Genomic DNA, 22,042 nt, shown 5'->3' with positions numbered 1-22,042 from the left:
GCCTGCTCTCCCCTTGGATTTCCTCTTTCCACGGATGAATGCTAGAAACAGTCCGATTGATATTTACAGAAATTAGAAATAAGTTATAATATTTACATAAATCCCTCAAACAAGGAGGTGGATGCTATGAAAAAAGTGATCGCGATTGGCTTTGCTCTGTTTATCGTTCTGTCTCTGTCTACGAGTGCTTTTGCAGGCAATTACGGATGCCCTACCCACTTTTGCTATGATCCACGCTAGTCAAGCGAAGCGCAAACGATCAAGTCGCTCACCCGGGCGGCTTTTTTGTATGTTTTCATGCAAAAGTTTGCTGTAAAGTGAACTGGCACAAGCGGGTTACTAAAAAAAGGGACATAGCAACCATCACAGAAGGTCGCTATGTCCACCTTTTATCGAGAGCATGACCAAAGATGCTGCGAACATCTTTGCTTCATTCGCTCAAGCTCTTACTTCTTCTCATCCATGCGCAATACAGCCATAAACGCTTCTTGTGGAACCTCTACGGAACCGACGGACTTCATGCGCTTCTTTCCTTCTTTTTGCTTTTCGAGCAGCTTGCGTTTCCGCGAGATGTCCCCGCCGTAACATTTGGCAAGAACGTTTTTGCGCAGCGCGCTGATCGTCTCGCGGGCAACGACCTTGTGCCCGATTGTCGCCTGGATCGGCACCTCGAACTGCTGGCGCGGAATCAGTTCCTTCAGCTTTTCGCAAATGACTTTTCCGCGCGCATAAGCGGTATCTTTGTGCACGATAAACGACAGGGCGTCGACCATCTCGCTGTTCAGGAGAATGTCCATCTTCACGAGCTTGGACGGCTTGTAGCCTGCCAGCTCGTAGTCGAAGGACGCATATCCGCGCGTACCCGACTTCAACATGTCGAAAAAGTCGTAGACGATCTCGGAGAGCGGCATGTCGTATTTCAGTTGCACGCGATTTTCGCCCATGTACTGCATGTCGAGAAACTCCCCGCGCTTGCCTTGGCAAAGCTGCATAACGTCCCCGACGTATTCTTTTGGCACCATAATCGTCGCCAGCACGTAAGGCTCCTCGATCATTTCGATCTTTTGCGCTTCCGGCATTTTGGACGGGTTGTCGATCTCGAACACTTCGCCATTCGTCCGCGTGATGCGGTAAATTACGCTCGGTGCAGTCGTGATCAGGTTGATGTTAAATTCGCGCTCGATGCGCTCCTGGATGATCTCCATGTGCAGAAGGCCCAGGAAGCCGCAACGGAACCCGAAGCCGAGCGCTTGCGATGTCTCCGGCTCGAATTGCAGCGATGCGTCGTTCAGCTGGAGCTTTTCGAGTGCTTCGCGCAGATCGTTGTACTCGTTTGTCTCGATCGGGTACAGACCGCAGAAAACCATCGGGTTGATCTTGCGGTAGCCCGGCAACGGTTCAGCAGCAGGACGGGCAGCATCTGTGATCGTATCCCCGACGCTTGTGTCGCCTACTGTTTTGATCGAAGCGGCTACGTATCCTACGTCTCCGACTGTCAATTCTTCCACTTGGGTCTGGCGCGGCGTGGACGTCCCGATTTCCGTTACCTCGAAGGACTTGCCTGTCGCCATCATTTTGATCTTCATGCCTTTTTTCAACGTACCGTTGATGACGCGAATCGAAGCGATAACGCCGCGGTACGCATCAAAGTACGAGTCGAAAATCAAGGCTTGCAGCGGCGCATCCGGATCTCCTTCTGGAGCCGGAACTTTTTGCACGACCGCTTCCAGCACTTCTTTGATCCCGATTCCCGCTTTGGCAGAGGTGAGTACCGCTTCGCTGGCATCCAGCCCGATCACGTCCTCCACCTCTTGCTTCACGCGCTCAGGCTCTGCGCTCGGCAAGTCGATTTTGTTGATAACCGGAATGATCTCCAGATTGCTGTCCAGCGCCAAATAGACGTTGGCAAGCGTCTGGGCTTCGATCCCCTGGGCGGCGTCCACGACGAGAATGGCTCCTTCACAGGCCGCCAAACTGCGGGATACTTCGTACGTAAAGTCTACGTGTCCAGGTGTGTCGATCAGGTGGAGAATGTAGTCCTCTCCGTCATCTGCTTTATAGTTCAAACGCACGGCATTCAGCTTGATTGTAATCCCGCGCTCTTTTTCCAGCTCCATCGTATCCAGAAACTGGGCTTCCATCTCACGTGCGGTAAGCGCTCCTGTCAGCTCCAAAATCCGGTCTGCCAGCGTCGACTTTCCATGGTCAATGTGGGCGATGATGGAAAAATTTCGAATCCTCTTTTGTCTTTCACGGCGATCCATGTGTTGTTCGTTCCCTCCCACGCGAATCCATTCAAACGTACAGATTGCGCCTCGCAAAAATACACTAACGGTAATTATAACAAACGCTTGATACAAAGAGCAACCAAAGAGAATACGGCACTTGCCACGTTTTTTGCTCCCGCCAAAACTTTCTTTATGATAAAGTGGTCTTAAAAAAAGGAGACTGGCATGCGAACAGAGCTTCAACAAGCGGAGCGTTTCGATTGCCTTGGCTGCCGACTGGCCTTATCCGCAGAGCCTGCCCATGTCGTCTATGAGAACGATTGGGTGACCTGCCTCTTGGATATCGATCCTTTTTCCGAGGGCCACATGCTGATTTTGCCCAAGCGGCATCTCGTTGAATGGACAGATTTGGATGCAGTGACCATGCAAAAAGTGACGGAAGCGGCGACCCTCATGTCTCAAACCATTGCAAGTGTGTACAAGCCTGCCGGAATTACGCTCTGTCAAAATGGCGGCGCTTTTAACGATCTGACCCACTTTCATCTGCACGTCATCCCGCGCTTTCCCGACGACGGTTTCGCCTGGAGCGAGCCGCGGCAGGAGCATGGAGCCGGAACGCGTCTGGCCCAAACACGTACACTGTTAGCGGAAGCGGTTAAAAACGGGAAGCAGACGGAGCTTCCTGAACGAAACGGAGACTGATCCCACGTGAAAAGCACGACCCATCGCCTGCATACTTTGTCTGCCGCTGACATTCCCGATCTGATCGCCCTCTCTGACTCAGTAGGCTGGGACTATGATGAAGCGGAAATTCGCACGATTCTGTCTATTGGTACGGTATTCGGACACAAAGATGACAGTGACAGGATCGTTTCTTCTGCGGCCATTATTGAATATGAAGAAGGGCTGGCTACGATCGGCATGGTTATCGTCCACTCCTCATGCCGCGGGCTAGGGTACGGGCGCGACCTGATGGAAGCCTGTATGAAGGCTGTTTCCGGCGATACGGCCATCATGCTGATCGCCACGCCCGATGGAGAACCGCTCTACCAGCGACTCGGTTTTGTGACAGCTACCCACATCCACAAGTTTTTGCGCCGTGGCGATACACCTGTCGTCCCCCCTGCCGCAAAAGCCGTGCCTTATCACATCGCTTCTATGGAAGAGGAAGAGACGGATTTGGAACGCGTGGTTGAACTCGATCAGGGAGCGCTTGGCAGCCGCCGCTCGCTTTTTGTGCAAATGCGCAAAGCCCAGGCGGCTCGTTGTCTGGTTGCCAAAGATGCTAATGGCACCGTTGTCGGCTACGGCTTTGCTGTCCAAGGCCCGATCAACTTGATCGCCGGGCCGATTGTCGCCCGGGACGCGGACATGGCAATCCAGCTGCTCTGTGCACTGATCCAAAACCACGACGGACAGGTGCGAATCGACGTACCGGATGGACCGGAAGCATTCCTGGCCTTTTTGGAGCAAAACGGTTTTCAAAAGGCGTCGCGGCCACCTGTCATGGTCGCAAATGCCAAAAGCTTGCCCCAGCGCAACGGCAGCTACTTCGCCATCGGGGCGCAAATTTACGGCTAGCCGTCTTCGCGCGTGCCATCGAAAAAGCGGACCTGCTCCTGTTCGGGCATGGTCCGCTTCTTTGCAAGAAAAGACATCGGCTTACCGGTTGTTCTCAAGCTGTTCCAGCACTTTTGGCGGAAAAAGCTTTTGCAAGCTGCTCATGTATCGGTTACCGTCCTCAGGCATCTGCATATTTTGCACACGGTACTTTTGCCCGTCGTAAACGATGTGAAAAACCATCGGGGCACTGACGCCAGAAGAGTGCAGCGGATTTTTGCTCAACACGTTCACCCAGGCGTAGACTGTCCGGCGCTCTGCATCCGGCGCATCCACGCCGAGCAGTTCCAGCGTAACTTGCCTGTCCGCCGCCATTATGCCCAACTGCTTGCCTTCTGTCTCCAAATAGTTGCGGATAATTGGTTCCACCAGATCGCGATTGGCTGGCGATATTCCCTTTTTCACCTCGACAAAAACTTGCCCCACGTGTTTTCCCTGAGCCAAAACTTGCAGCTTCCACACGCCCGGATCGGGCAAGGCAATCCCGGTTGGAACATGTCCGGTCGCGTCGTGCAGCGGCCCCATCACCTGGTAGCTGCCAAGCTCTACCCGTTTCCCATCCGTCCTGTAGGCGACGATCTCTACCTGTGACAATCCGCTGCCGTTCAACAGCCAGATGAAGCGTTGCGTCTGCCCTTCGTACAGCTCATTGGGATCGGTCATCGCCCGCACAGGCTTTTCACCAATGTACGAAAAAGTTTGCTCCAGGTAAGTGGCTGAGTGCTGCGGCATCGGCTTCCACAAGTCGGGTGAGGTCAATTGGCCGCCGGGCAATAGTTCAGGCACAGGCTTCCCTGCGCGCTCCCCTTGGCTAGTCGGCCCACTCAGCGAAAAGGACGACCATAGCCAAACGACCAGCAGCAAGCCCGCCACGGGCAGCGCAAACCTTTTCCAGACAATCGGCAGTCTGTCTTTTTGCCTGATCCGCTCGCGCACGCCGTTTTTCATCGCTTCCGTAAAGTGGACGTCGCGCAAAACGGTTTGATCGGCCCTGTCCTTCAAATTTGCGATCCATCGGTTGTCGTCCATTCCCACTCGCTCCCTTCCCCAAGACTCTGCTTCAAGTGTTGCCTCGCCCTGTGCAGACGGGTTCTCGCGGTCCCTTCGGATATGCGAAGGACGTCAGCTACCTCTTTGATCGACAAATCTGCGTAGTAATGCAGGACGATCACCTGACGATACAAGGGCGCAAGCTGCAACACCTCAGCCACGAGCTGATTCCGCTGCTCCTGATGCAGCACGAGGCTTTCGGTGGACAGCTCGCCATCTTTTCTGATCCAGGAGCGAGGGAGGATATGGCGGAATGACCACGACCGCAAATAGCCTTTGCATTCATTGACGGCGATCCGGTATAGCCATGTATGAACGCTGCTCTCCCCGCGAAAACGCGGAAGATGCTGGTACGCCTTCACAAACACTTCTTGGGTAATGTCCTCTGCCAAACTGTGATCCTTGACCAGAAAAGTGACAAGGCGAAGAATCCGCGTCCCGTAGTCTTGCATGATTTGTTCAAAGGCAGCTTCGACAGTCGGCTGCAATTTATCCAAGGGCGCGACCTCCTTCCCGCAAATCCTTTACTGGTTAGATGCAACCGTCCGGATTTTGTTACAGCGAAAGGGCAGAAATTTTTTTGGCAATGATCGTCCAGCGCGTCGCGGCTCCCGGTGCACCTGGCGGTTCCGCAAACGGATAGCCCCCGTGCTGCCAGCGATCCGCCTCGTATTCTTCGGTTTGTTCTGGCAGCTCGCTGTGGTGGCAGACGACATTTTCCATGCTTTGCACGATCTCGTATCCCGCCGCTTCCAAAAGCAGATGCAGCTCTCCCGGCAACAACAGCGCCAGCTCCCGCTCCACTCTGTAGCGCGGCTGTTCCATCTGCTCCAAAAACGTCTCGTACGTCAGCGTGTAACGAAATTTTTGCTCGGCCAAAAGCGTTTCTCCCTCCACCTTTTGGTAAACCATCCGGTCAGGGAAAACGAATTTGCGCTGCATGACGGACCACTTGCTGTTGACGGGCGGAAGCAGCAAGTCAATCGCAACCGTCCCGTTCGCGGTCAAATGCTGTCCGATCACCGCGAGGAACTGTCGCTGCTCCGCTCTACAGGTCGCCTGCTGAAAGATGCCTTCCGGAAGCAGTATGTGCGTGAAGGTGGAATCGAGCTGCAATTCGCGTACATCTTGCTCCACGAGCACGAGCAAATCCTCCTGGTCTTTCAGCATGCGCCGTTTCTTTTTCGTCGCCATCTCCAGCATGTCCGGACTGTTGTCCACGCCGCAGACGGACAGCCCACACCGCGCCAGCTCAATCGCGATCCGCCCCGTGCCTACCCCAAGCTCCAGCACAGACACGGGAGCGAGCTGCGCTTCCTGCATGAGCCAGTTGCGATAAAAGGCGATCCCCGCCTTGCCCGCGAACTGATCGTAGTAAGTGGCTTCCAGCCCGATGTATTTGGCTTCAGGCAGAGGCAGATGCCGCCCTTCTCCCTGCATGCCGCACGTCGTACAGACGGAGCCTGCCAAATGTGAAAAAGGCACCCCCGGTGGGACGCCATTTTTCGTATCGCCTAACCATTCATCGTATCGAAATTTGCATACTTGGCAGCTGTAAACACTCATAACGCTTTGACCTCCTGTCGAGATTGCTCGTTGCGCAATGCTTCGGAAAAGAAATAGACGTGTTTTTTCCCTGTGCGCGGATGAGTGATTACTTCCGTTTCTACCCCGAACACATCCCGAATCAAGCCGGGTTCCAAAACCTCATCAGGGGTGCCGGAAGCGACCAGCTCACCGTCGCGGATGACGTACAGCCGATCACAGTACATCGCGGCGATGTTGAGATCGTGCAGCGATGAAAACACGGTAATTCCGAGTGTTTTGACCAAATCCATGACTTGCAGCTGATACCGGACATCCAGATGGTTGGTCGGCTCGTCGAGAACGAGAAACTCCGCTTGCTGCACCAGCGCCCTGGCAATCAGCACACGCTGCTTTTCCCCGCCTGACAAGGAAAAAAAGCTGCGCTCGGCATAAGCCTGCATCCCCACTCGTTCCAGCGACTCCTCACAAATGCGGCTGTCGGCTGTCGTGTCCGTTTGAAACAGCCGCTTATGCGGTGAGCGGCCCATCATGACTATCTCCATGACCGTAAAGTCAAATTCGACCGAGCTTTCCTGACGAACCACCGCCATGCGCTGTGCATTTTGCCGGGCAGACAGCTGGTACACGTTGTCATCGTCGAGCGAAATCAATCCGCTGTACGGCTTCAGCACGCGATAAATGCTTTTGAGCAAAGTCGACTTCCCGCTGCCATTCGGCCCGATCAGCCCGACGAACTCACCGGAGCGGACCGTCAGACTGACGTTGTGCAAAATCGTTTTGTTTTCCAGCCCGACTGTAATGTTCTCCACATTCAGATTCATCGTCCGCTACCTCCGAAAGAATAAGAACTGCGCAGCATCAGCCAAATAAAGAACGGGCCTCCGCACAACGCCGTGATGATCCCGATAGGAAGCTCCTCCGGGGCAAAAGCAAGCCGGGCAATCACGTCCGCCCAGATCAGAAAAATCGCTCCCAGCAAGGCGCTGACAGGCAAGACGCGTCGGTGATCGGAACCGACGATAACCCGCACGATATGCGGCATCATCAAACCGACAAATCCGATCGCTCCGCTGATCGAGACGATGACTCCCGTGAGCAGGGCCGTAATGACCAACAGCAGCTTGCGAAATTGCACCGTGTTGACCCCAAGCGTCCCGGCAGACTCCTCGCCCATCAGCATCGCATTCAACGAACGATACTGCGCCAGCAGCACGATCAGACAAATGACCACGATCAATGTCGGGATGGTCAAATACTCCCACTTGCCGCCCGCGAGACTGCCGCTCATCCAGAACAACACCGAGCGGATGCCGTGTTCGTTTGGCGCAGAAAAAATGATCAGACTCGTAATCGCCGACAAAATCGCAGAAATGGCAATCCCCGCCATGAGCAAGCGCACGGTCGAGTTTTGCCCGCCGATTCGCGACAAAGTAAAAATAAGCAGGATCGAGACAAGCGCCCCTGTGAAAGCGCCAAACGACAGGGCGAATTGTCCGTACATGCTGAATGCTCCGAACAAAATCACCAAAGTCGCTCCAGCCGATGCTCCCGAGGAAACGCCTAATATGTACGGATCTGCCAGGGAGTTGCGAACGAGAGACTGAATCGCAACCCCCACAACAGATAGACCAGCCCCGACAACTGCCCCCAACAGGACGCGGGGAAACCGAATATCCCAGATAATTGTCTGCTCTCCTTTTGACCAATCCACTTCGATCCACTGATTGGTCAGCGGAAGATTCGATAAGGCAATTTTCCATACTGTCGCTGGTTTGATTTCCACCGAGCCGAGTGTTACCGCAAACGTAATCGAGACGAGCAACCCGATCAGCAGGGCAACGATGATGAAGGGCATCTTGATCTTATGCAGGGCCGTTCCCTCCTTAATTAAGCAGCCGTTCTTTATTTGAATTTATCCGGGTACAGTCCTTCGCCGAGGATTTTCAGCGCGATCGGTGCGCGTACCCCTTCGGAAGCTGCGGACAATGGCAATACAATCAAACGTTTGTTTTGAATCGCTGGCAAGTCAGCCAGTTCCTTTTTGGCGAGCAAAAACTCTTTCTTCTGATCAATCGTTTTGTCGCCGTAATCCACGACAACGATAACGTCAGGCTTGCGGTTCACGACTTCTTCCCAGCTCACGGTTGCCCAGCCTTTTTGAATGTCGTCAAACACGTTTTTGCCGCCTGCCGCCTTGATCAGGGCAGTCATGTAGTTGTTTGCAGCTGTGAACGGCTGATCTTCTCCGCTATCGTACACAAACACGCTGAGCGGCTTGTCCACGGTACCGATTTTGCTTGTCGTTTGTTCCATTTCCGCTTTCATTTTGCCAATCAGTTCGTTCGCCTTGTCTTCCACGCGGAAAATGCGGCCGATGTTTGCAATGTCAGCGAATACGTCGTCAATAGTCGGGCCCGGCTTGTTGGAAGACTCTTGCAGGTACGATTTGACCCCTGCTTTCTCCAACTCCTCCATCGAGCCTACACCTTTATCGCCAAAGGCGCTTTTCCAGCCTGCATACACAAAGTCAGGGTTGGCAGCCATCAGCACTTCTTTCGTCGGGTACTTGTCGGACAGCACAGGCACTCTGTCGTAGTCAGCTTTCAACTCAGGCAAAATTTGATCGTCCAAATACGCAGTCCCGGCCATTTTGTCAGCCAGACCGAGAGCGAGCATAATTTCCGTCACGTGCTGGTTCATGGTGACAGCGCGTTTTGGTGCTTCCGGATAAGTCATTTCGATGCCGTTGTTGACGATTGTCACTGGCTTGTTTTCGCCAGCGGCAGGCTGGGCAGCTTGCTCCGAGCCTGGCTTGGTAGCAGCTTGTTCAGGAGCTGCCGGTGTTGCGGAACCACACGCAGACATGAGCAGCATGATTGCAGTCACAGACGCGAACCAAAATCCTTGCAAGGCCTTCTTTTTCTTAGGTGTTTTATTCATTTGTTTTGTTACCCTCTCTTCTTTTCATGTTCTCTGTACGATGAAAACAATTGCTATGCAAATCGTAATTGTTACGAATTACATCTACACTATACGGAAAGCCGCTCCGTTTGGCAATACAGGAAATGGCATCTCCCCCTCTCCACGTGTTGCTGCCACGATGATACCCATAGAAAAAAGCACCTCCCAGTTTTCCAATCGGGAGGTGCTCGACATACGCAGACATATCTATAGAGCCAGCGTTTGTGGAGCGCCTTTTCTAAAGATTGCTTCTACATCTGTCCCATCCTCGTGGGTCGATTGCAAATGATCTCATGGCAGGTCTCCTGGCTCACGAATCAACATGCCTAGTTCCCTTCCCATTTTTCGTCTCGCGAAAAACAGTGGTTGCTGCGTACTAGGCACTCCTCGTTTACAGTGGCGGGACCGCGCCGGATTTTCACCGGACTTCCCTATTAAGCTGGCGGAACCAAACGATTCCAGCCAGCACCATCAGATTCATATGAAATTGTGTGTTTCGTGATCGTTAGCCAATCACAGTCAATTGTTTCGGGAACTTGCTCAATACTTCCACGCCTGATTCGGTTACGAGCACATCGTCTTCAATGCGCACGCCGCCTACTCCCGGTACGTAAACGCCTGGCTCGATGGTGAACACCATGCCCGGGCGAAGCGTTTCCTGATTTTGACCATGTACGGACGGATATTCGTGCACATCCATGCCCAAACCGTGTCCCAGTCGGTGCATGAAGTATTCGCCATAGCCTCGCGCGGCAATCAAGTCGCGAGCGGTCTTGTCGAGATGGGCAAAAGTCACGCCTGGACGAACCTCTGCAATCGCCGCCTCATTCGCCGCAAGCACTGTCTCGTAAATTTCGCGCAGTTGTTCGCTGACTTCCCCGACGGCAAACGTGCGGGTAATATCCGAAACGTAACCATCAGCTGCTACCCCGATGTCAAACAGCAGCAAATCGCCTTCCTGCACCTGGCGCGAACCTGGCGTTCCATGCGGCAATGCCGATTTTTCGCCTGCCAGTACCATCGTGGAAAAGGATGGGCCATCTGCTCCCAGACGCTTCATCTGAAATTCCAGCTCCGCGACAATCTCCATTTCGGTCTGACCGACTTTGAATTTTTTCAACGTCTCGCCAAGCGTATCTTCGATCAGTTGAACCGCATTTTTCAAACGGGCAACTTCATCTGCCGATTTGATCAGGCGCATTTCACGAAGCGGTTCTTCCACATCGGTGTAGCTCTGCGCACCGACGGCTTGTCCCATGGCTTCGAAGCGTTCTACCGTCATGTGGCTTTTCTCGATGCCCAGCTTGGACAAGCCCGCTGGCAACGCCTGCTTGAGAATCTCGTACGGATTGTCCGTATCCGTATGTGTAAGAATCGTCTGAACAAACGATGCTGCTGCCGCCGCTTCCCGATCAAGGGCAGGCACAATCAGCGAAGGCTCGCCTTGGGCCGGAATGATCAGCCCCATAAAACGCTCGTGCGGATCAGTAAAAAACCCGGTCAAATAGTAAACATGCTTGGGAGAAGTGATCAATACCGCGTCTAACTCATGGTTTGCCAAAAAATCGTGCAGCTTCGAAATACGCTCCTGGAACAACTGCGTCACCTTCTCTTTCGACAATATTCTACCCCTGAGAATACCATTTTCCTGCCTAAAAAAGAAGAGAGAAGCGGAAAATTCTCTCATGAATCCTCCAGCATATGCCCAAAGAAAATAAGCCAGCAGACGCGAAAAAAGGGGCAGCCTGGACGCTTGTGTCCCTACTGCCCTTCGCACTACAACTAATTTTTCATCCGTGGATCAAGCGCATCCCGCAAGCCGTCGCCAATCAGGTTGAAGCCAAGTACGGTCAACATGATCGACAGTCCGGGAAAAATAACCGTCCACGGCGCTTTTTGAATGTATTGACGGGAATCGGAAAGCATTTTCCCCCACTCAGGCTCCGGTGGCTGCGCACCGAGTCCAAGGAAGCCGAGTGCCGCCGCTTCAATGATCGCAGTAGCAATCCCCATCGTCCCTGTCACGATGATCGGAGCCAGGCTGTTCGGCAAAATGTGCTGCATAATGATCCGGGAATCTTTCATCCCGATCGCGCGCGCCGCCATGACGAACTCTTCTTCCTTCAAGCTGAGAACCCGCGAGCGAACCAGACGTCCAAAAGTCGGAATGTTGATAATGGCAATCGCCAACAGCGCGTTTTGCAAAGACGGCCCCAAAATCGCGACAATCGCAATCGCCAACAGGATGCTTGGGAACGCCAGCATAATATCAAAAATGCGGGAGATCAGCGTGTCAATCCATTTGCCGTAAAATCCGGCGAGCAAGCCGAGAATCGTTCCGGCGACGACCGAGCCGATGACGGAAAAGGTGCCTACCCACAAGGAAATGCGCGCCCCGTACACGACGCGGCTGAACACGTCCCGCCCGTTGTAATCCGTTCCAAACCAGTGCTCCCCCGATGGCGGCTTGTTTTTCATGACCAGCTCGCCTTCATCGTAAGGATACGGCGCGATCATCGGAGCAAACACAGCGACCGCCACGAAAAACAGGATAATCGCCAATCCGACCATCGCCAGCTTGTTCTTGCGCAACGCCCTCCACGCTTCCCGCCAAGGAGAGACTACTTCTTCATCTTTTACTTTCCAGGTCACAGTCTGTACGTGAGTTTCTGCCATATCTCCTTTGTCCCTCCTCTAGCGGTATTTAATGCGCGGGTCAATGTAAGCATACAGAAGGTCGACCAAGAGATTGATCAGTACGAAAATCGTAGCGATCACCAAGATGCCGGACTGGATCACCGGATAATCCCGGTTTCCGATGGCTGTGAAAATGTAGCGGCCGACGCCGGGCCAGCCAAAAATCGTTTCGGTCAGCACCGCTCCCCCCAGGAGCAAGCCTGTTTGCAGACCAATCACCGTCAACACGGGAATCATTGCATTTTTCAATGCATGCTTGTACACGACCCAGAACTGCGCCAAGCCTTTTGCCCGGGCTGTTCTGACGTAATCCGCACGCATCACTTCCAGCATGCTCGATCGGGTAATCCGGGCGATAATCGCCATCGGAATCGTTCCGAGAGCCACTCCGGGCAGGATCAAATGCTTGACCACTTCCCACAGCTGATCCCACTGTCCAGCCATAATCGTGTCCAGTATATAGAACTGCGTAATGGCCTCTACAGGATTACGCGAATTGTCGCGACCAACGGATGGCAGCCATTTCAGTTCTTGCGCAAAGAACCATTGCTCCATCAAACCTAGCCAAAAGATTGGCATTGAGACACCGATCAAGGCGATCAACATCGCACAGTAGTCAAACCAGGAGTTTTGCTTCCACGCAGACAAAATTCCTGCGTTCACTCCGATAATCACAGCGAAAAGCATGCTGACGATCGTCAGCTCGGTAGTAGCGGCCAAATACGGCCCGATTTCTTGCGTGATGCTTGCTCCGGAATGCAGGGAAACTCCCAAATCTCCGGTGATGATTTGCTTCAAATAGTCAAAGTATTGAATGTACCACGGATTGTTCAAGCCTAAAACTTCCCGTAAATCTTCAATCGCTTTCGGACTTGCTTTCTCTCCCAATATGGTCAGAGCCGGATCACCTGGGATGGCACGGATGATGGAAAATACGACGATGGACATGCCCAGTAGAACGGGGATGAGCATAAAAATTCTTCGGATGCTGTAGGATAGCAATGCCATCTCCTCGCTTTCCTTACAAAAAGATAATGGCTAGGTGCAAAAAGAAAGGGTAAGAAGAGGTTTTCTCCTCTTACCCTGCTTGGCTTTCACATTCCATCCGGTTTTACTGGAAGTCAACCTTTTCCAGACTCTCGGAGCCTTTTGGATGCGGCTTGTAGTTGATGATGTTCGCTTTGGCAGCCAATGCTGGCGTAGAGTGAGCCAGTGGCACCATCGGTACGTCCTTGAAGATCAGCTCTTGCACTTGCAGGTACAGCTTCTCGCGCTCTTCCTTGGTCGTAGCGGACTGAGCAGCCATCAAGAGCTTGTGCGCATCTTCGTTTGCCCAGCGCGTACGGTTGTTTCCGCCGATGTTGTTTTTATCCAGCAAAGTCGCCAGGAAGTTGTCCGGGTCGCCGTTGTCGCCGGTCCAACCGAGCATGAACATTTCTTGCTCGCCTGCTTTTGTTTTTTCCAGGTAAGTCGCCCATTCCATCGTCACGATTTCAGCTTCTACTCCGATTTTTTTTAGGTCTTGCTGGATTGCCTCGGCAATTTTCACGCCATCAGGCATGTACGGACGAGCAACTGGCATTGCCCAGAACTTGATTTTGAAGCCGTTCGGGAAGCCTGCTTCGGTCAAAAGCTGCTTCGCTTTGTCAATGCTAAATTCACGATCCTTGATGTTGCCGTTGTGGCCCCAGATCGATGGTGGCATTGGGTTCACAGCCGGTTGGCCAAGTCCTGCAAAGAATGCTTCGATGATAGCTGGCTTGTTGATCGCGTATGCGAGTGCTTCACGAACTTTTGGATTGTCGAGTGGCTTTTTCTCCACGTTGAAACCGACGAAGCCGATGTTCATGGATGGACGCAGGATCAGTTGCAGATCCTTGTTGTCTTTTACCGTTTGCGCGTCATCCGGGTTCACACCGTCCATCATGTCGATTTCGCCAGAGGTCAGTGCTGTCAAGCGAGCCGTGTTTTCAGGGATAACCTTGAACACGAGTTTGTCGAGTTTAGGGAAACCAGCGTTCCAGTAGTCAGGGTTTTTCTCCAGCGTAATGGTGTCATTGCGCTTCCACTCTACGAACTTGAACGGCCCGGTTCCTACCGGATTTTCGTTGAATTTCTCAGGTCCCATATCCTGTACCGCTTTTGGCGAGGCAATCGCGAAGCAGGACATGCCCAGGTTTTGAATGAATGGCGCGAGCGGGCGGTTCAGGGTGAACTTCACCGTTTGCGCATCTACCGCTTCTACAGACTTGATGACATGGTTTTCGTCGCCTTTGTAGCCGCCGAACATGTCGTTGTAGTATTCGAAGCCTTCTTTGTTATGTTGCGGATGGCTCTTGTCGCTCCAGCGCTCGAAGTTCCATTTTACGGCTTCTGCATTAAAATCGGTGCCGTCATGGAATTTGACTCCACTGCGCAAATGGAAAGTGTACGTCAAGCCGTCCGGAGAAATTTCCCACTTTTCCGCCAGAGAAGGAACAACTTCTGTGCTTTCTTCGGCGTAACCTACCAGTGTATCGAACACGTTTTCCGTCACCTTGAACGATTCGCCATCGGTTTGAGCGATCGGGTCGAGACCGACTGTATCGCCGCCGCGGCCTACGATCAATTGCTTAGGCCCCGATTTGGCTGGCTCAGGTGCTGGAGTCGCTGCCGGAGTTTCTGTCTTTGGCTGTTCTGCCGGCGCTTGTGTCGTTTGAGAACCGCTGCATCCAGCAAGCAACATGCCCAGAGCCAACAGGCTGGTCATGGCTGCGGAGAGAACTCTCTTCTTCATGAAAACATCCCCCTCTTCTAAAATGAAAGCATGTTACATTAATCCATCATCATCCGTGTCGCTCCTGCCTCGCATCCCCCCTTTAAAAAGGCTTCCTTTTCATCAGGCGGTCATCCTCGTGTGCGGCTTTACTGTTTGTACAGATGACAGGCCACAAAATGTCCATCACCCACGTCCTGAAAAGCGGGACGAGTTGAGCGGCATTCTTCTGTCACGTGGGGGCAGCGAGTATGGAACGTACAGCCGCTCGGCGGATTCGCCGGGCTTGGCACGTCACCTTGCAAGATCACCCGTTCCCGTACATCATCCGGGTCCGGAGTCGGCACCGCAGACAATAGTGCTTTTGTATAAGGGTGGAGCGGGTTCGAGTAAAGCTGTCCGCTCGTCGTCAATTCGACAATTCGGCCGAGGTACATCACACCCACCCGATCGCTGATGTGACGCACCACGCTCAAATCATGGGCGATAAACAAGTAGGTGAGGCCCATTTCCTTTTGCAAATCTTGCATGAGATTGAGCACCTGCGACTGAATGGACACGTCAAGCGCGGACACAGGCTCATCCGCTACAATCAGCTTGGGGTTGAGCATGAGCGCTCTGGCGATGCCGATCCGCTGGCGTTGCCCGCCGCTGAACTGGTGCGGGTAGCGCCTCGCGTGGTAGCTGCTCAGCCCCACGACTTCCAGCATTTCCTGCACTCTTTTTTTGCGCTCGGAACTCGTCCCGATTTTATGTACGACAAGTGGCTCTTCCAGAATCTTCTCAATATTGTGACGAGGATTCAGAGAGGCGAACGGATCTTGAAACACGATCTGCATATCGCGCCGCATTTTGCGCATCTCATCTGTGGAAAGTGCTGTAACGTTGACACCGTCAAACGTGATTTCGCCTGCGGTAGGCTCAATCAGCCGAAGCAGCGAGCGTCCCGTCGTGGACTTGCCACAGCCGCTCTCTCCGACCAATCCGAGCGTCTCCCCGCGCTTGACGGCGAACGAGACATCATCGACGGCCTTCACCACACCTACTTCCCCGCCCAGGACGCCACCTGTGATGGGATAATACTTTTTCAAGTTTTTTACGACGAGTAGTTCTTCTGTCAACGGGCATGCTCCTTTCGGGTTATTCACTCAGCCAGCAGCGGGAAAAATGGTTGTCTCCTACCGCTTTGAGCTGCGGCATTTCGCTGCGGCAAAGGTCTGTCGCCTGATCACAACGAGGTGCAAAGCGGCATCCGACCGTGAGCGAGCCTGGGATCGGCACATTCCCCGGAATCGAGTAGAGCCTTTCCTGCGACTCTTCCAGCTTCGGCAAGGAATTGAGCAGCCCTTTTGTGTACGGATGTTTGGGCTTTTTCAAAATGGTGCGGACATCCCCTTCTTCGATGACATTGCCCGCGTACATGACGACAACTCTGTGGCACATTTCGGCAACCACGCCCAAGTCATGGGTGATGAGCAAAATCGCCGTCTGCGCTTCCCGGTTGAGCTGCCGCATCAAGTCGAGAATTTGCGCCTGAATCGTCACATCGAGAGCCGTCGTCGGCTCGTCCGCAATCAAAAGCTCCGGATTACAGGCCATAGCCATGGCAATCATGACACGCTGTCTCATCCCGCCGGAGAGCTGGTGCGGGTATTCATCGACAATCGCTTCGGCTCGCGGGATTCCCACTTTTTTCAACATGTCGATGGCGCGATCCCGCGACTGTTTTTTGCTAGCCTTTGTATGTAATCGAATGGCCTCGCCGATCTGATTCCCGATCGTGAAAACGGGGTTCAGAGATGTCATCGGCTCCTGGAAAATCATCGCGATTTCATTTCCGCGTATGTCTCTCATCCGCTTTTCATTGGCTGTTACGAGGTCTTCCCCTTTGAACTTGATTGTTCCCCCGACGATTTTTCCCGGCGGATTGGGCACCAGCTTCATGACAGACAGGGAAGTGACACTTTTTCCACAGCCTGACTCGCCGACTATGCCCACTACTTCTCCTTTGTTAACCGTGATCGTCACGCCATCAACGGCAGGGATTTGGCCGCGGTCCGTGAAAAAGTGCGTTTGCAGGTTTTCAATTTGCAGGACAGGATCTGACACGTGGCTCACCTCTCTTACCGATATATTCAGTAGAAAAAGATCTATCAGTAGACATTATGCCATTAATACAATTTTTTGGCAACACAATAAATTCTAACTATTATATTTTTACTGACTATATAGAATATTCTCCTTCACCTTCTCCATTTCCTTCCAGAAAATGTTTTTGAAGCCCACATCTCAGACACAGTCTGCGTTATGCCGTTTGGGACATCTTGTCCGAGCCTGTCCATGCGCACAAAAAAAGCCCGTTTTGGCGGGCCTTTTGTCACTGGGGCTTTGTACACCCCTTCTTTTTGCGCGTAAACAAAATCTATGGCTCGAAAAAACTTCCTACCCAATCGACAAACATTTGCGCACCGTTTTTGATGCTGTCACCCAGTGTCAGTCCCACCCGGCTCACGTAATTGACCATTTTCTCCGGCCCGGCAGTCTGGACCTGCTTGCCCATCACCGCGATTTCCATCTGGCCTTGATCCACTTTTTTGATGTAAAAGGTTTGCGCCTTTTCTTCCGGCACACCGCTTACTTTGGATATGCCCCGCTCCGCCGTTTGCAGCCCAAGCACCACACCGATCAAAAGGACGACCAAAAGCCCCGTCAGCTTCACCGTCACGTTCATGCCCATCACCTCTTCGCAGGCTCTTGCGATTCCGTTTTGCTTACCTTCTCAGCCTGCAAGTAATAAGCGGCAAAAACATCGGCCAGCGCCTCCGCCGTATTCAGGCTTTCCTGCAACGTATTTCCCGTTCCACCTATTTCCATTAACATGCTTCCCGAAGAGATGGACTGATTATACTCGCCGTGATCGGTTTTTCCGCCTTTTTCCATCACTCCGCGTGACAGCTCAGGGTACATTTTCTCCATCAGATTGTGCAGGTCTGTCGCAAACGCTTCGTTCTTCTCGTAGCTTTTGTTGCGCTTGCCGATGACGAACATGACTCTTGCGTATGTTTTGCCTTTGATCGTTACGGTAGTAGTTTCGCGCGGAGCCGTGTCGCGGTGCAGGTCGAAAAAGTAGTGCAGCTCGCGATTTTTTTCCACGGCAGCCTTGACCACCTGCAACGATTGGGCGTATGACAGGGCGTAGTCCATTTTCTTGTTCAACAGTTGCTGGTAAATGTCGTCCTTGCTAACCTCCGAGCCGATCCCCCGCTCGTTCAGTTCTTCGCTCAGACGCTGGCTGACCAAAGAGATGTTTCGCGTAGGATGATCGACAGCCGTTCCTACAGGCTTTGTCTCACTAAACCACGACTCGCGGTTGTGCGAATTGTAGACGAACACGATTTTCTTGCCGCCTGTCGACACCGGCTTTGCTACCGGAGCCGGAGCGGGCTTCTCTTCTTCCTGCTTCGCCGCTTCTTGTGTCGCTGGCTCTACAACCGGAACGAGCTGGGAAGTATCCGCCACTCGCGTTGGGTACTCTACGTAAAAATCAGCCAACGACGCACCTTTTCCCTGAACGACAAAGCGGGCGTCTTCTGTCGTTACCATCCCCGGCAGCTCTCTGCCAAGCAGACTGCGCAAATCTCCGGGTTGAATGTTCGTCGCGAGCTGAAAAAGAAAGCCCGTCACGCTGTTGGATCTGGCATCGCCCGAAGCTTGCACGGTGGCAGACAACGCTGGAATCTCCTGCCCCATCCAGTTGAGTATCGCCAGGCTCGATATATGCGAAGCCGCCTGCTGGATGGCGGAGGAGGTGATTGCGAGGCGATTTCCTCCCAGCGAAAACACACCCGTCATGACGAACAAAAAAGCGGTTATGAATGAAAGAACAGCGAATTGGCGTTGGACTAGGGTCGCCATCAGTCTCACTCCTCTGGCTGTAGCATGGACAAGCACGCATGCTCTCTTTCACGCTTGTCTATGCTTTAGCCTATGAGCCTCATAGAGACGATAGAACCCTTTTCTAGCTCAACTCTCCCAATCTAGTTATTTTCATCCTTCGACCGTCTAGTGAGTGTAGGCGGCGCTATTATCTTCATTCACAGCCTGATGCAGAGATCGATTCAAGCCTGTGGCAATCACATTGGCAACTCCTTCAATGAAGTCATCCACTTCTTTTGGCGTGACGACCAAATCTTGCCCCAGCGGCCGCAGCACCTCGTGGATCAGTTGCCGCTTTTCTTCTTCCGGAAGCGATCCGACCAGCCCCATGAACGTCTTGCGTGATTCCATATCAGGCAGATCATCCTCGGTATACGGTTCCTTGCGTTCGGGAACGGTACTCAGCGACAGCTTGTTGAACGCTCGCTTGCTCTCGACCATGGATTGTCCAAAATGCCCGAGCAAATACGTAATCGCGTCGTTGACGATGGTAGAAGCAAAAACAACGGTCGGCACTCCGACCGCAATGACCGGAATCCCGAGAGTAGCCTGATCAATCGATTTTCGCTTGTTGCCCACGCCTGAGCCGGGGTGTATGCCCGTGTCGGATACTTGAATCGTCGTGTTTACGCGATGCAGAGCGCGAGAGGCCAGCGCATCGATACAGATGACGAAGTCCGGCTTGCTTTTTTCTACGACCCCAAACACGATCTCGCTCGTCTCGATCCCGGTAATGCCCAAAACACCCGGCGACAGGGCACTGACCTCGCGATAGCCTTCACCCACTGTTTCCGGCGCCAGCTTGTACAAGTGGCGTGTAACGAGCAGATTTTCCACCACCATCGGGCCGAGCGCGTCCGGGGTCACATTCCAGTTGCCGAGCCCCACGACGAGCGCTTTCTTGTCTTTCGTGATCCCCATCTGTTCCAGAAAAGCGGCAAACTCCATCGCGAATCGCTTCGCCACTTGCTCTTCTATGGAAGTATCGTTGTCGCGCAGCTTTGGTACTTCCATCGTCAAATAGCGCCCCGGCAGCTTGCCGATTTGCTTGCCTGCCGCTTCGGTCTGCACGTGCAGTCGCGTCACTTTGATATTCGGCTCACTGTCGTCTGCTTGCAGCCAAATGCCTTCGATGTTGCTTTCGTTTTGCTGCTGGGCCAGCTCGTGCGCCTCCACCGCCAGATCGGTTCGAATCGAGTAGCCTGACAAATCAATGTTGTGCGCCATGTTCCATCGACTCCCTTCACGAAGTAAAAACGGCCATGACCGTTTTCTTCCTGCTACTAGGTTGCTTGAATCCTTTATTTTTATTCCGAATCCTTTCTTGCAAATGGTGTTGGCGCATGCTAGAATTACTTTGTTGTATGACTGTATGTCTATGGTCGTCTAAGGAGGTGACACACATGCCAAACATTAAATCCGCGATTAAACGCACCAAAACAATCGAAAAGCGCCGCGCACACCGTGCTTCTCAAAAGTCTGATCTGCGCACTTCCATCAAGAGCTTTGAGAAAGCTGTCGCCGCTTCTGATGTAGCATTGGCGAAATCCACTCTTCTGGTGGCTGTGAAAAAGCTGGACAAGGCCGCTTCGAAAGGTCTCATTCATAAAAACGCAGCAAACCGTCAAAAGTCTCGTTTGATGAAAAAGCTCAACGTTCTGAGCGCTCCTGTAGCGTAAGAGACCAGCCGAAAAAACCCCGCGAACAATTTGTTCATGGGGTTTTTTTATTGGCTGATTGGCCTATTGGCCGTTGGCACTACCCGGTCGTCCGCTGCCGCTCTGCATGCGCCCGCGCAACAAACAGCTCCAAGGCAAGCCGCTTGTCCACTTGTCCGGACTTCATGCGGAAATCTTCTTCCGCCAAAATGTGCAGCAACTTTTTCAACGAGTCCTCGGAAAAATGCCGCGCCTGCTCCATCGCTTTTTTCACCGCGTACGGATGCATCTTGATCATCCCGGCCATTTGCTGTTGCGAGTAACCGCGCGGTGCCAACTGCTTGACATGCAAAAGCATGCGGAACTGTCTGGCCAGCAAGGCAATCAGCTTGATCGGCTCCTCGCCTGTCTTCATGCAGTCGTACATCATGCGCAATGCCCTGTCCAGCTTGCCTGACGCTACTTGCTCAATCAGCCCGAACACATCCTGCTCCAGCGTCCGTGCGCCAAGCATTTCGATTATCTCATCCGTAATGCTTCCCCCGACTCCTACATACAAGGCCAGCTTCTCCACTTCCTTGTCCAGAAGCCGCAATTCTTGCCCTACGCGTTCCACCAGCTTCATCGCCTGCTGACGTCCGATTTTTGCCTGGTACTTATCCGCTTGCCGTTCCACCCAACCGTACAAGTCAGCATCTTTCAGCAACGGAAACGGAATGACTTTTGCTTTTTGCTGCAGCGTTTTGACGAGCTTTTTCCGTTCGTCCAGCTTCTCTGACTCCGTATGTAAAATCAAGGTCGTATACGGAGGCGGATTTTGCAGATACCCCAGCAAGGCATCCGGATCGCTTTCCACTTTTGTCTGCGGCTTGCTCCCCGTCAAAAAATAAGCCTGTCTGGCGATAACCAGCCGATGCTCGCCCAAAAACGGCAACGTCTCCGCGTCTTGCAAAATGTCTGTCAGCCCTGTCTCCGTGCAATCGTATACGCTCATGTTCAGATCGCGAAACTGCGGATCAATCATCTGATTTTTCGCCAGTGTCAAAAATTCTTCGGCCAGAAATGCCTCCGGGCCATACAACACATAGACCGGCGAAAATTGCTTTTGCCTGATTTCCCGAATCGCCGAGAGGAGTGGCATGCCTGTTCCCTCCCTTTCCTTGCTCTTTCCTGCGTAATTATAGCACAAAACGCTCACCGTGGTTTGCTGTTCGTTGCTCCAGGCACAATCAATCGGCCGCCTGCTTTTTGCGAGCCTGCAACCGCGTTCATCGGTGCAGGAGATGGCGAACCAGCCGCAAGCAGCGATTTTGAACAGAAAAAAACCGCTACCTGTTCGGTCGGCAGCGGTTTTTCCATCCGTTGGCACCTCTATGTAAACGTTCAGGGAAAAGCCCCGGGATTCCTCCTCCCCAAACGGTAAGCAGGGGGTGCTTGATAATGTACTTTACGCACGAATCCCCTTAGTGGTGCCAGTCCCGTTTGAAAAACCACGTTTGCATGTGCAAAGCAGGAGAGACCTTTTTATCAATCGTCGTTCTCTTTATTGCTCTCCCGCTCTTCCTGCTTGTTGTCTTTCTTGTTGTCTT

21 protein-coding genes and 1 riboswitch are annotated in these 22,042 nt (G+C 52.9%); of the genes, 3 read left to right on the top strand and 18 right to left on the bottom strand.

Annotation, left to right across the window (positions count from 1 at the left end; genetic code table 11):
• Positions 1-446: 446 nt before the first annotated feature.
• A complete protein-coding gene (gene lepA / locus DEP07_RS00440) occupies positions 447-2,264 on the bottom strand; it encodes a translation elongation factor 4 (protein WP_063231378.1) in 1,818 nt (605 codons plus the stop codon).
• A 189-nt stretch (positions 2,265-2,453) separates the two neighbouring features.
• Here lepA and DEP07_RS00435 point away from each other — a divergent pair, with 189 nt between their 5' ends.
• Both DEP07_RS00435 and DEP07_RS00430 read left to right on the top strand, forming a co-directional pair.
• On the top strand, positions 2,454-2,930 hold the full coding sequence (locus DEP07_RS00435; RefSeq protein ID WP_122964108.1) for an HIT family protein: 477 nt from the start codon (positions 2,454-2,456) through the stop codon (positions 2,928-2,930).
• Between the two features lie 6 nt (positions 2,931-2,936).
• Positions 2,937-3,809: a GNAT family N-acetyltransferase gene (locus DEP07_RS00430; RefSeq protein WP_122964109.1), complete on the top strand. Its 873-nt coding sequence runs from the start codon at positions 2,937-2,939 to the stop codon at positions 3,807-3,809.
• A gap of 81 nt (positions 3,810-3,890) precedes the next feature.
• Here DEP07_RS00430 and DEP07_RS00425 read toward each other — a convergent pair whose 3' ends face one another.
• The 15 genes from DEP07_RS00425 to gpr all read right to left on the bottom strand — a co-directional run bounded on the left by DEP07_RS00425 (position 3,891) and on the right by gpr (position 20,022).
• Complete coding sequence (locus tag DEP07_RS00425) at positions 3,891-4,877, bottom strand: hypothetical protein (protein WP_122964110.1); 987 nt, start codon at positions 4,875-4,877, stop codon at positions 3,891-3,893.
• Positions 4,847-5,395, bottom strand: coding sequence for a sigma-70 family RNA polymerase sigma factor (locus tag DEP07_RS00420; RefSeq protein WP_122964111.1), 549 nt, complete (start codon positions 5,393-5,395; stop codon positions 4,847-4,849). The genes DEP07_RS00425 and DEP07_RS00420 overlap by 31 nt, the downstream gene beginning before the upstream one ends.
• Positions 5,396-5,453: 58 nt before the next feature.
• Positions 5,454-6,464: a methyltransferase domain-containing protein gene (locus DEP07_RS00415; RefSeq protein ID WP_122964112.1), complete on the bottom strand. Its 1,011-nt coding sequence runs from the start codon at positions 6,462-6,464 to the stop codon at positions 5,454-5,456.
• Complete coding sequence (locus DEP07_RS00410) at positions 6,461-7,267, bottom strand: heme ABC transporter ATP-binding protein (RefSeq protein WP_122964113.1); 807 nt, start codon at positions 7,265-7,267, stop codon at positions 6,461-6,463. Before DEP07_RS00410 ends, DEP07_RS00415 begins: the two co-directional genes overlap by 4 nt.
• Positions 7,264-8,301 carry a FecCD family ABC transporter permease gene (locus tag DEP07_RS00405; protein WP_063231372.1) on the bottom strand — a complete coding sequence of 346 codons (1,038 nt, stop codon included), beginning with the start codon at positions 8,299-8,301 and terminating at the stop codon, positions 7,264-7,266. Before DEP07_RS00405 ends, DEP07_RS00410 begins: the two co-directional genes overlap by 4 nt.
• A gap of 47 nt (positions 8,302-8,348) precedes the next feature.
• Complete coding sequence (locus DEP07_RS00400; protein WP_173598589.1) at positions 8,349-9,386, bottom strand: ABC transporter substrate-binding protein; 1,038 nt, start codon at positions 9,384-9,386, stop codon at positions 8,349-8,351.
• Between the two features lie 299 nt (positions 9,387-9,685).
• A riboswitch (cobalamin riboswitch) is annotated at positions 9,686-9,895 on the bottom strand.
• 17 nt (positions 9,896-9,912) lie between these two features.
• Positions 9,913-11,004, bottom strand: a complete 1,092-nt coding sequence (locus DEP07_RS00395) for a M24 family metallopeptidase (RefSeq protein ID WP_338076128.1) — start codon at positions 11,002-11,004, stop codon at positions 9,913-9,915.
• Between the two features lie 185 nt (positions 11,005-11,189).
• Entirely contained in the window at positions 11,190-12,083 is an 894-nt protein-coding gene (locus DEP07_RS00390) for an ABC transporter permease (protein ID WP_122964116.1), read from the bottom strand.
• 18 nt (positions 12,084-12,101) lie between these two features.
• A complete protein-coding gene (locus tag DEP07_RS00385) occupies positions 12,102-13,112 on the bottom strand; it encodes an ABC transporter permease (RefSeq protein ID WP_122964117.1) in 1,011 nt (336 codons plus the stop codon).
• Positions 13,113-13,215: 103 nt separating this feature from the next.
• Entirely contained in the window at positions 13,216-14,880 is a 1,665-nt protein-coding gene (locus tag DEP07_RS00380) for an ABC transporter substrate-binding protein (RefSeq protein WP_122964118.1), read from the bottom strand.
• A 128-nt stretch (positions 14,881-15,008) separates the two neighbouring features.
• The gene (locus DEP07_RS00375) at positions 15,009-15,980 is read right to left on the bottom strand and encodes an ABC transporter ATP-binding protein (RefSeq protein WP_122964119.1); all 972 of its coding nucleotides are present in this window, start codon (positions 15,978-15,980) and stop codon (positions 15,009-15,011) included.
• A gap of 19 nt (positions 15,981-15,999) precedes the next feature.
• Positions 16,000-16,968 carry an ABC transporter ATP-binding protein gene (locus tag DEP07_RS00370; protein WP_122964120.1) on the bottom strand — a complete coding sequence of 323 codons (969 nt, stop codon included), beginning with the start codon at positions 16,966-16,968 and terminating at the stop codon, positions 16,000-16,002.
• Positions 16,969-17,281: 313 nt separating this feature from the next.
• Positions 17,282-17,590, bottom strand: a complete 309-nt coding sequence (locus tag DEP07_RS00365; protein WP_063231364.1) for a DUF3679 domain-containing protein — start codon at positions 17,588-17,590, stop codon at positions 17,282-17,284.
• Positions 17,591-17,595: 5 nt separating this feature from the next.
• Positions 17,596-18,774 carry a stage II sporulation protein P gene (locus DEP07_RS00360; RefSeq protein WP_122964121.1) on the bottom strand — a complete coding sequence of 393 codons (1,179 nt, stop codon included), beginning with the start codon at positions 18,772-18,774 and terminating at the stop codon, positions 17,596-17,598.
• A gap of 147 nt (positions 18,775-18,921) precedes the next feature.
• Entirely contained in the window at positions 18,922-20,022 is a 1,101-nt protein-coding gene (gene gpr, locus DEP07_RS00355) for a GPR endopeptidase (RefSeq protein ID WP_122964122.1), read from the bottom strand.
• A 176-nt stretch (positions 20,023-20,198) separates the two neighbouring features.
• On the opposite strand from gpr, the gene rpsT reads away from it, so the two are divergent.
• A complete protein-coding gene (gene rpsT, locus DEP07_RS00350) occupies positions 20,199-20,474 on the top strand; it encodes a 30S ribosomal protein S20 (RefSeq protein WP_005833151.1) in 276 nt (91 codons plus the stop codon).
• A gap of 79 nt (positions 20,475-20,553) precedes the next feature.
• Here rpsT and holA read toward each other — a convergent pair whose 3' ends face one another.
• Together holA and DEP07_RS00340 are read right to left on the bottom strand one after the other, a co-directional pair.
• Positions 20,554-21,594 (bottom strand): DNA polymerase III subunit delta, encoded by a 1,041-nt coding sequence (holA, locus tag DEP07_RS00345; RefSeq protein ID WP_217022443.1) that lies wholly within the window; start codon positions 21,592-21,594, stop codon positions 20,554-20,556.
• 53 nt (positions 21,595-21,647) lie between these two features.
• Entirely contained in the window at positions 21,648-21,812 is a 165-nt protein-coding gene (locus tag DEP07_RS00340; RefSeq protein ID WP_173597418.1) for a hypothetical protein, read from the bottom strand.
• Positions 21,813-22,042: the final 230 nt, after the last annotated feature.

This window comes from Brevibacillus sp., assembly GCF_003521185.1.
Classification (GTDB): domain Bacteria; phylum Bacillota; class Bacilli; order Brevibacillales; family Brevibacillaceae; genus Brevibacillus; species Brevibacillus parabrevis.
Note: the sequence above shows the minus strand (reverse complement) of the source record. Positions and strands in the feature narration are given on the sequence as shown.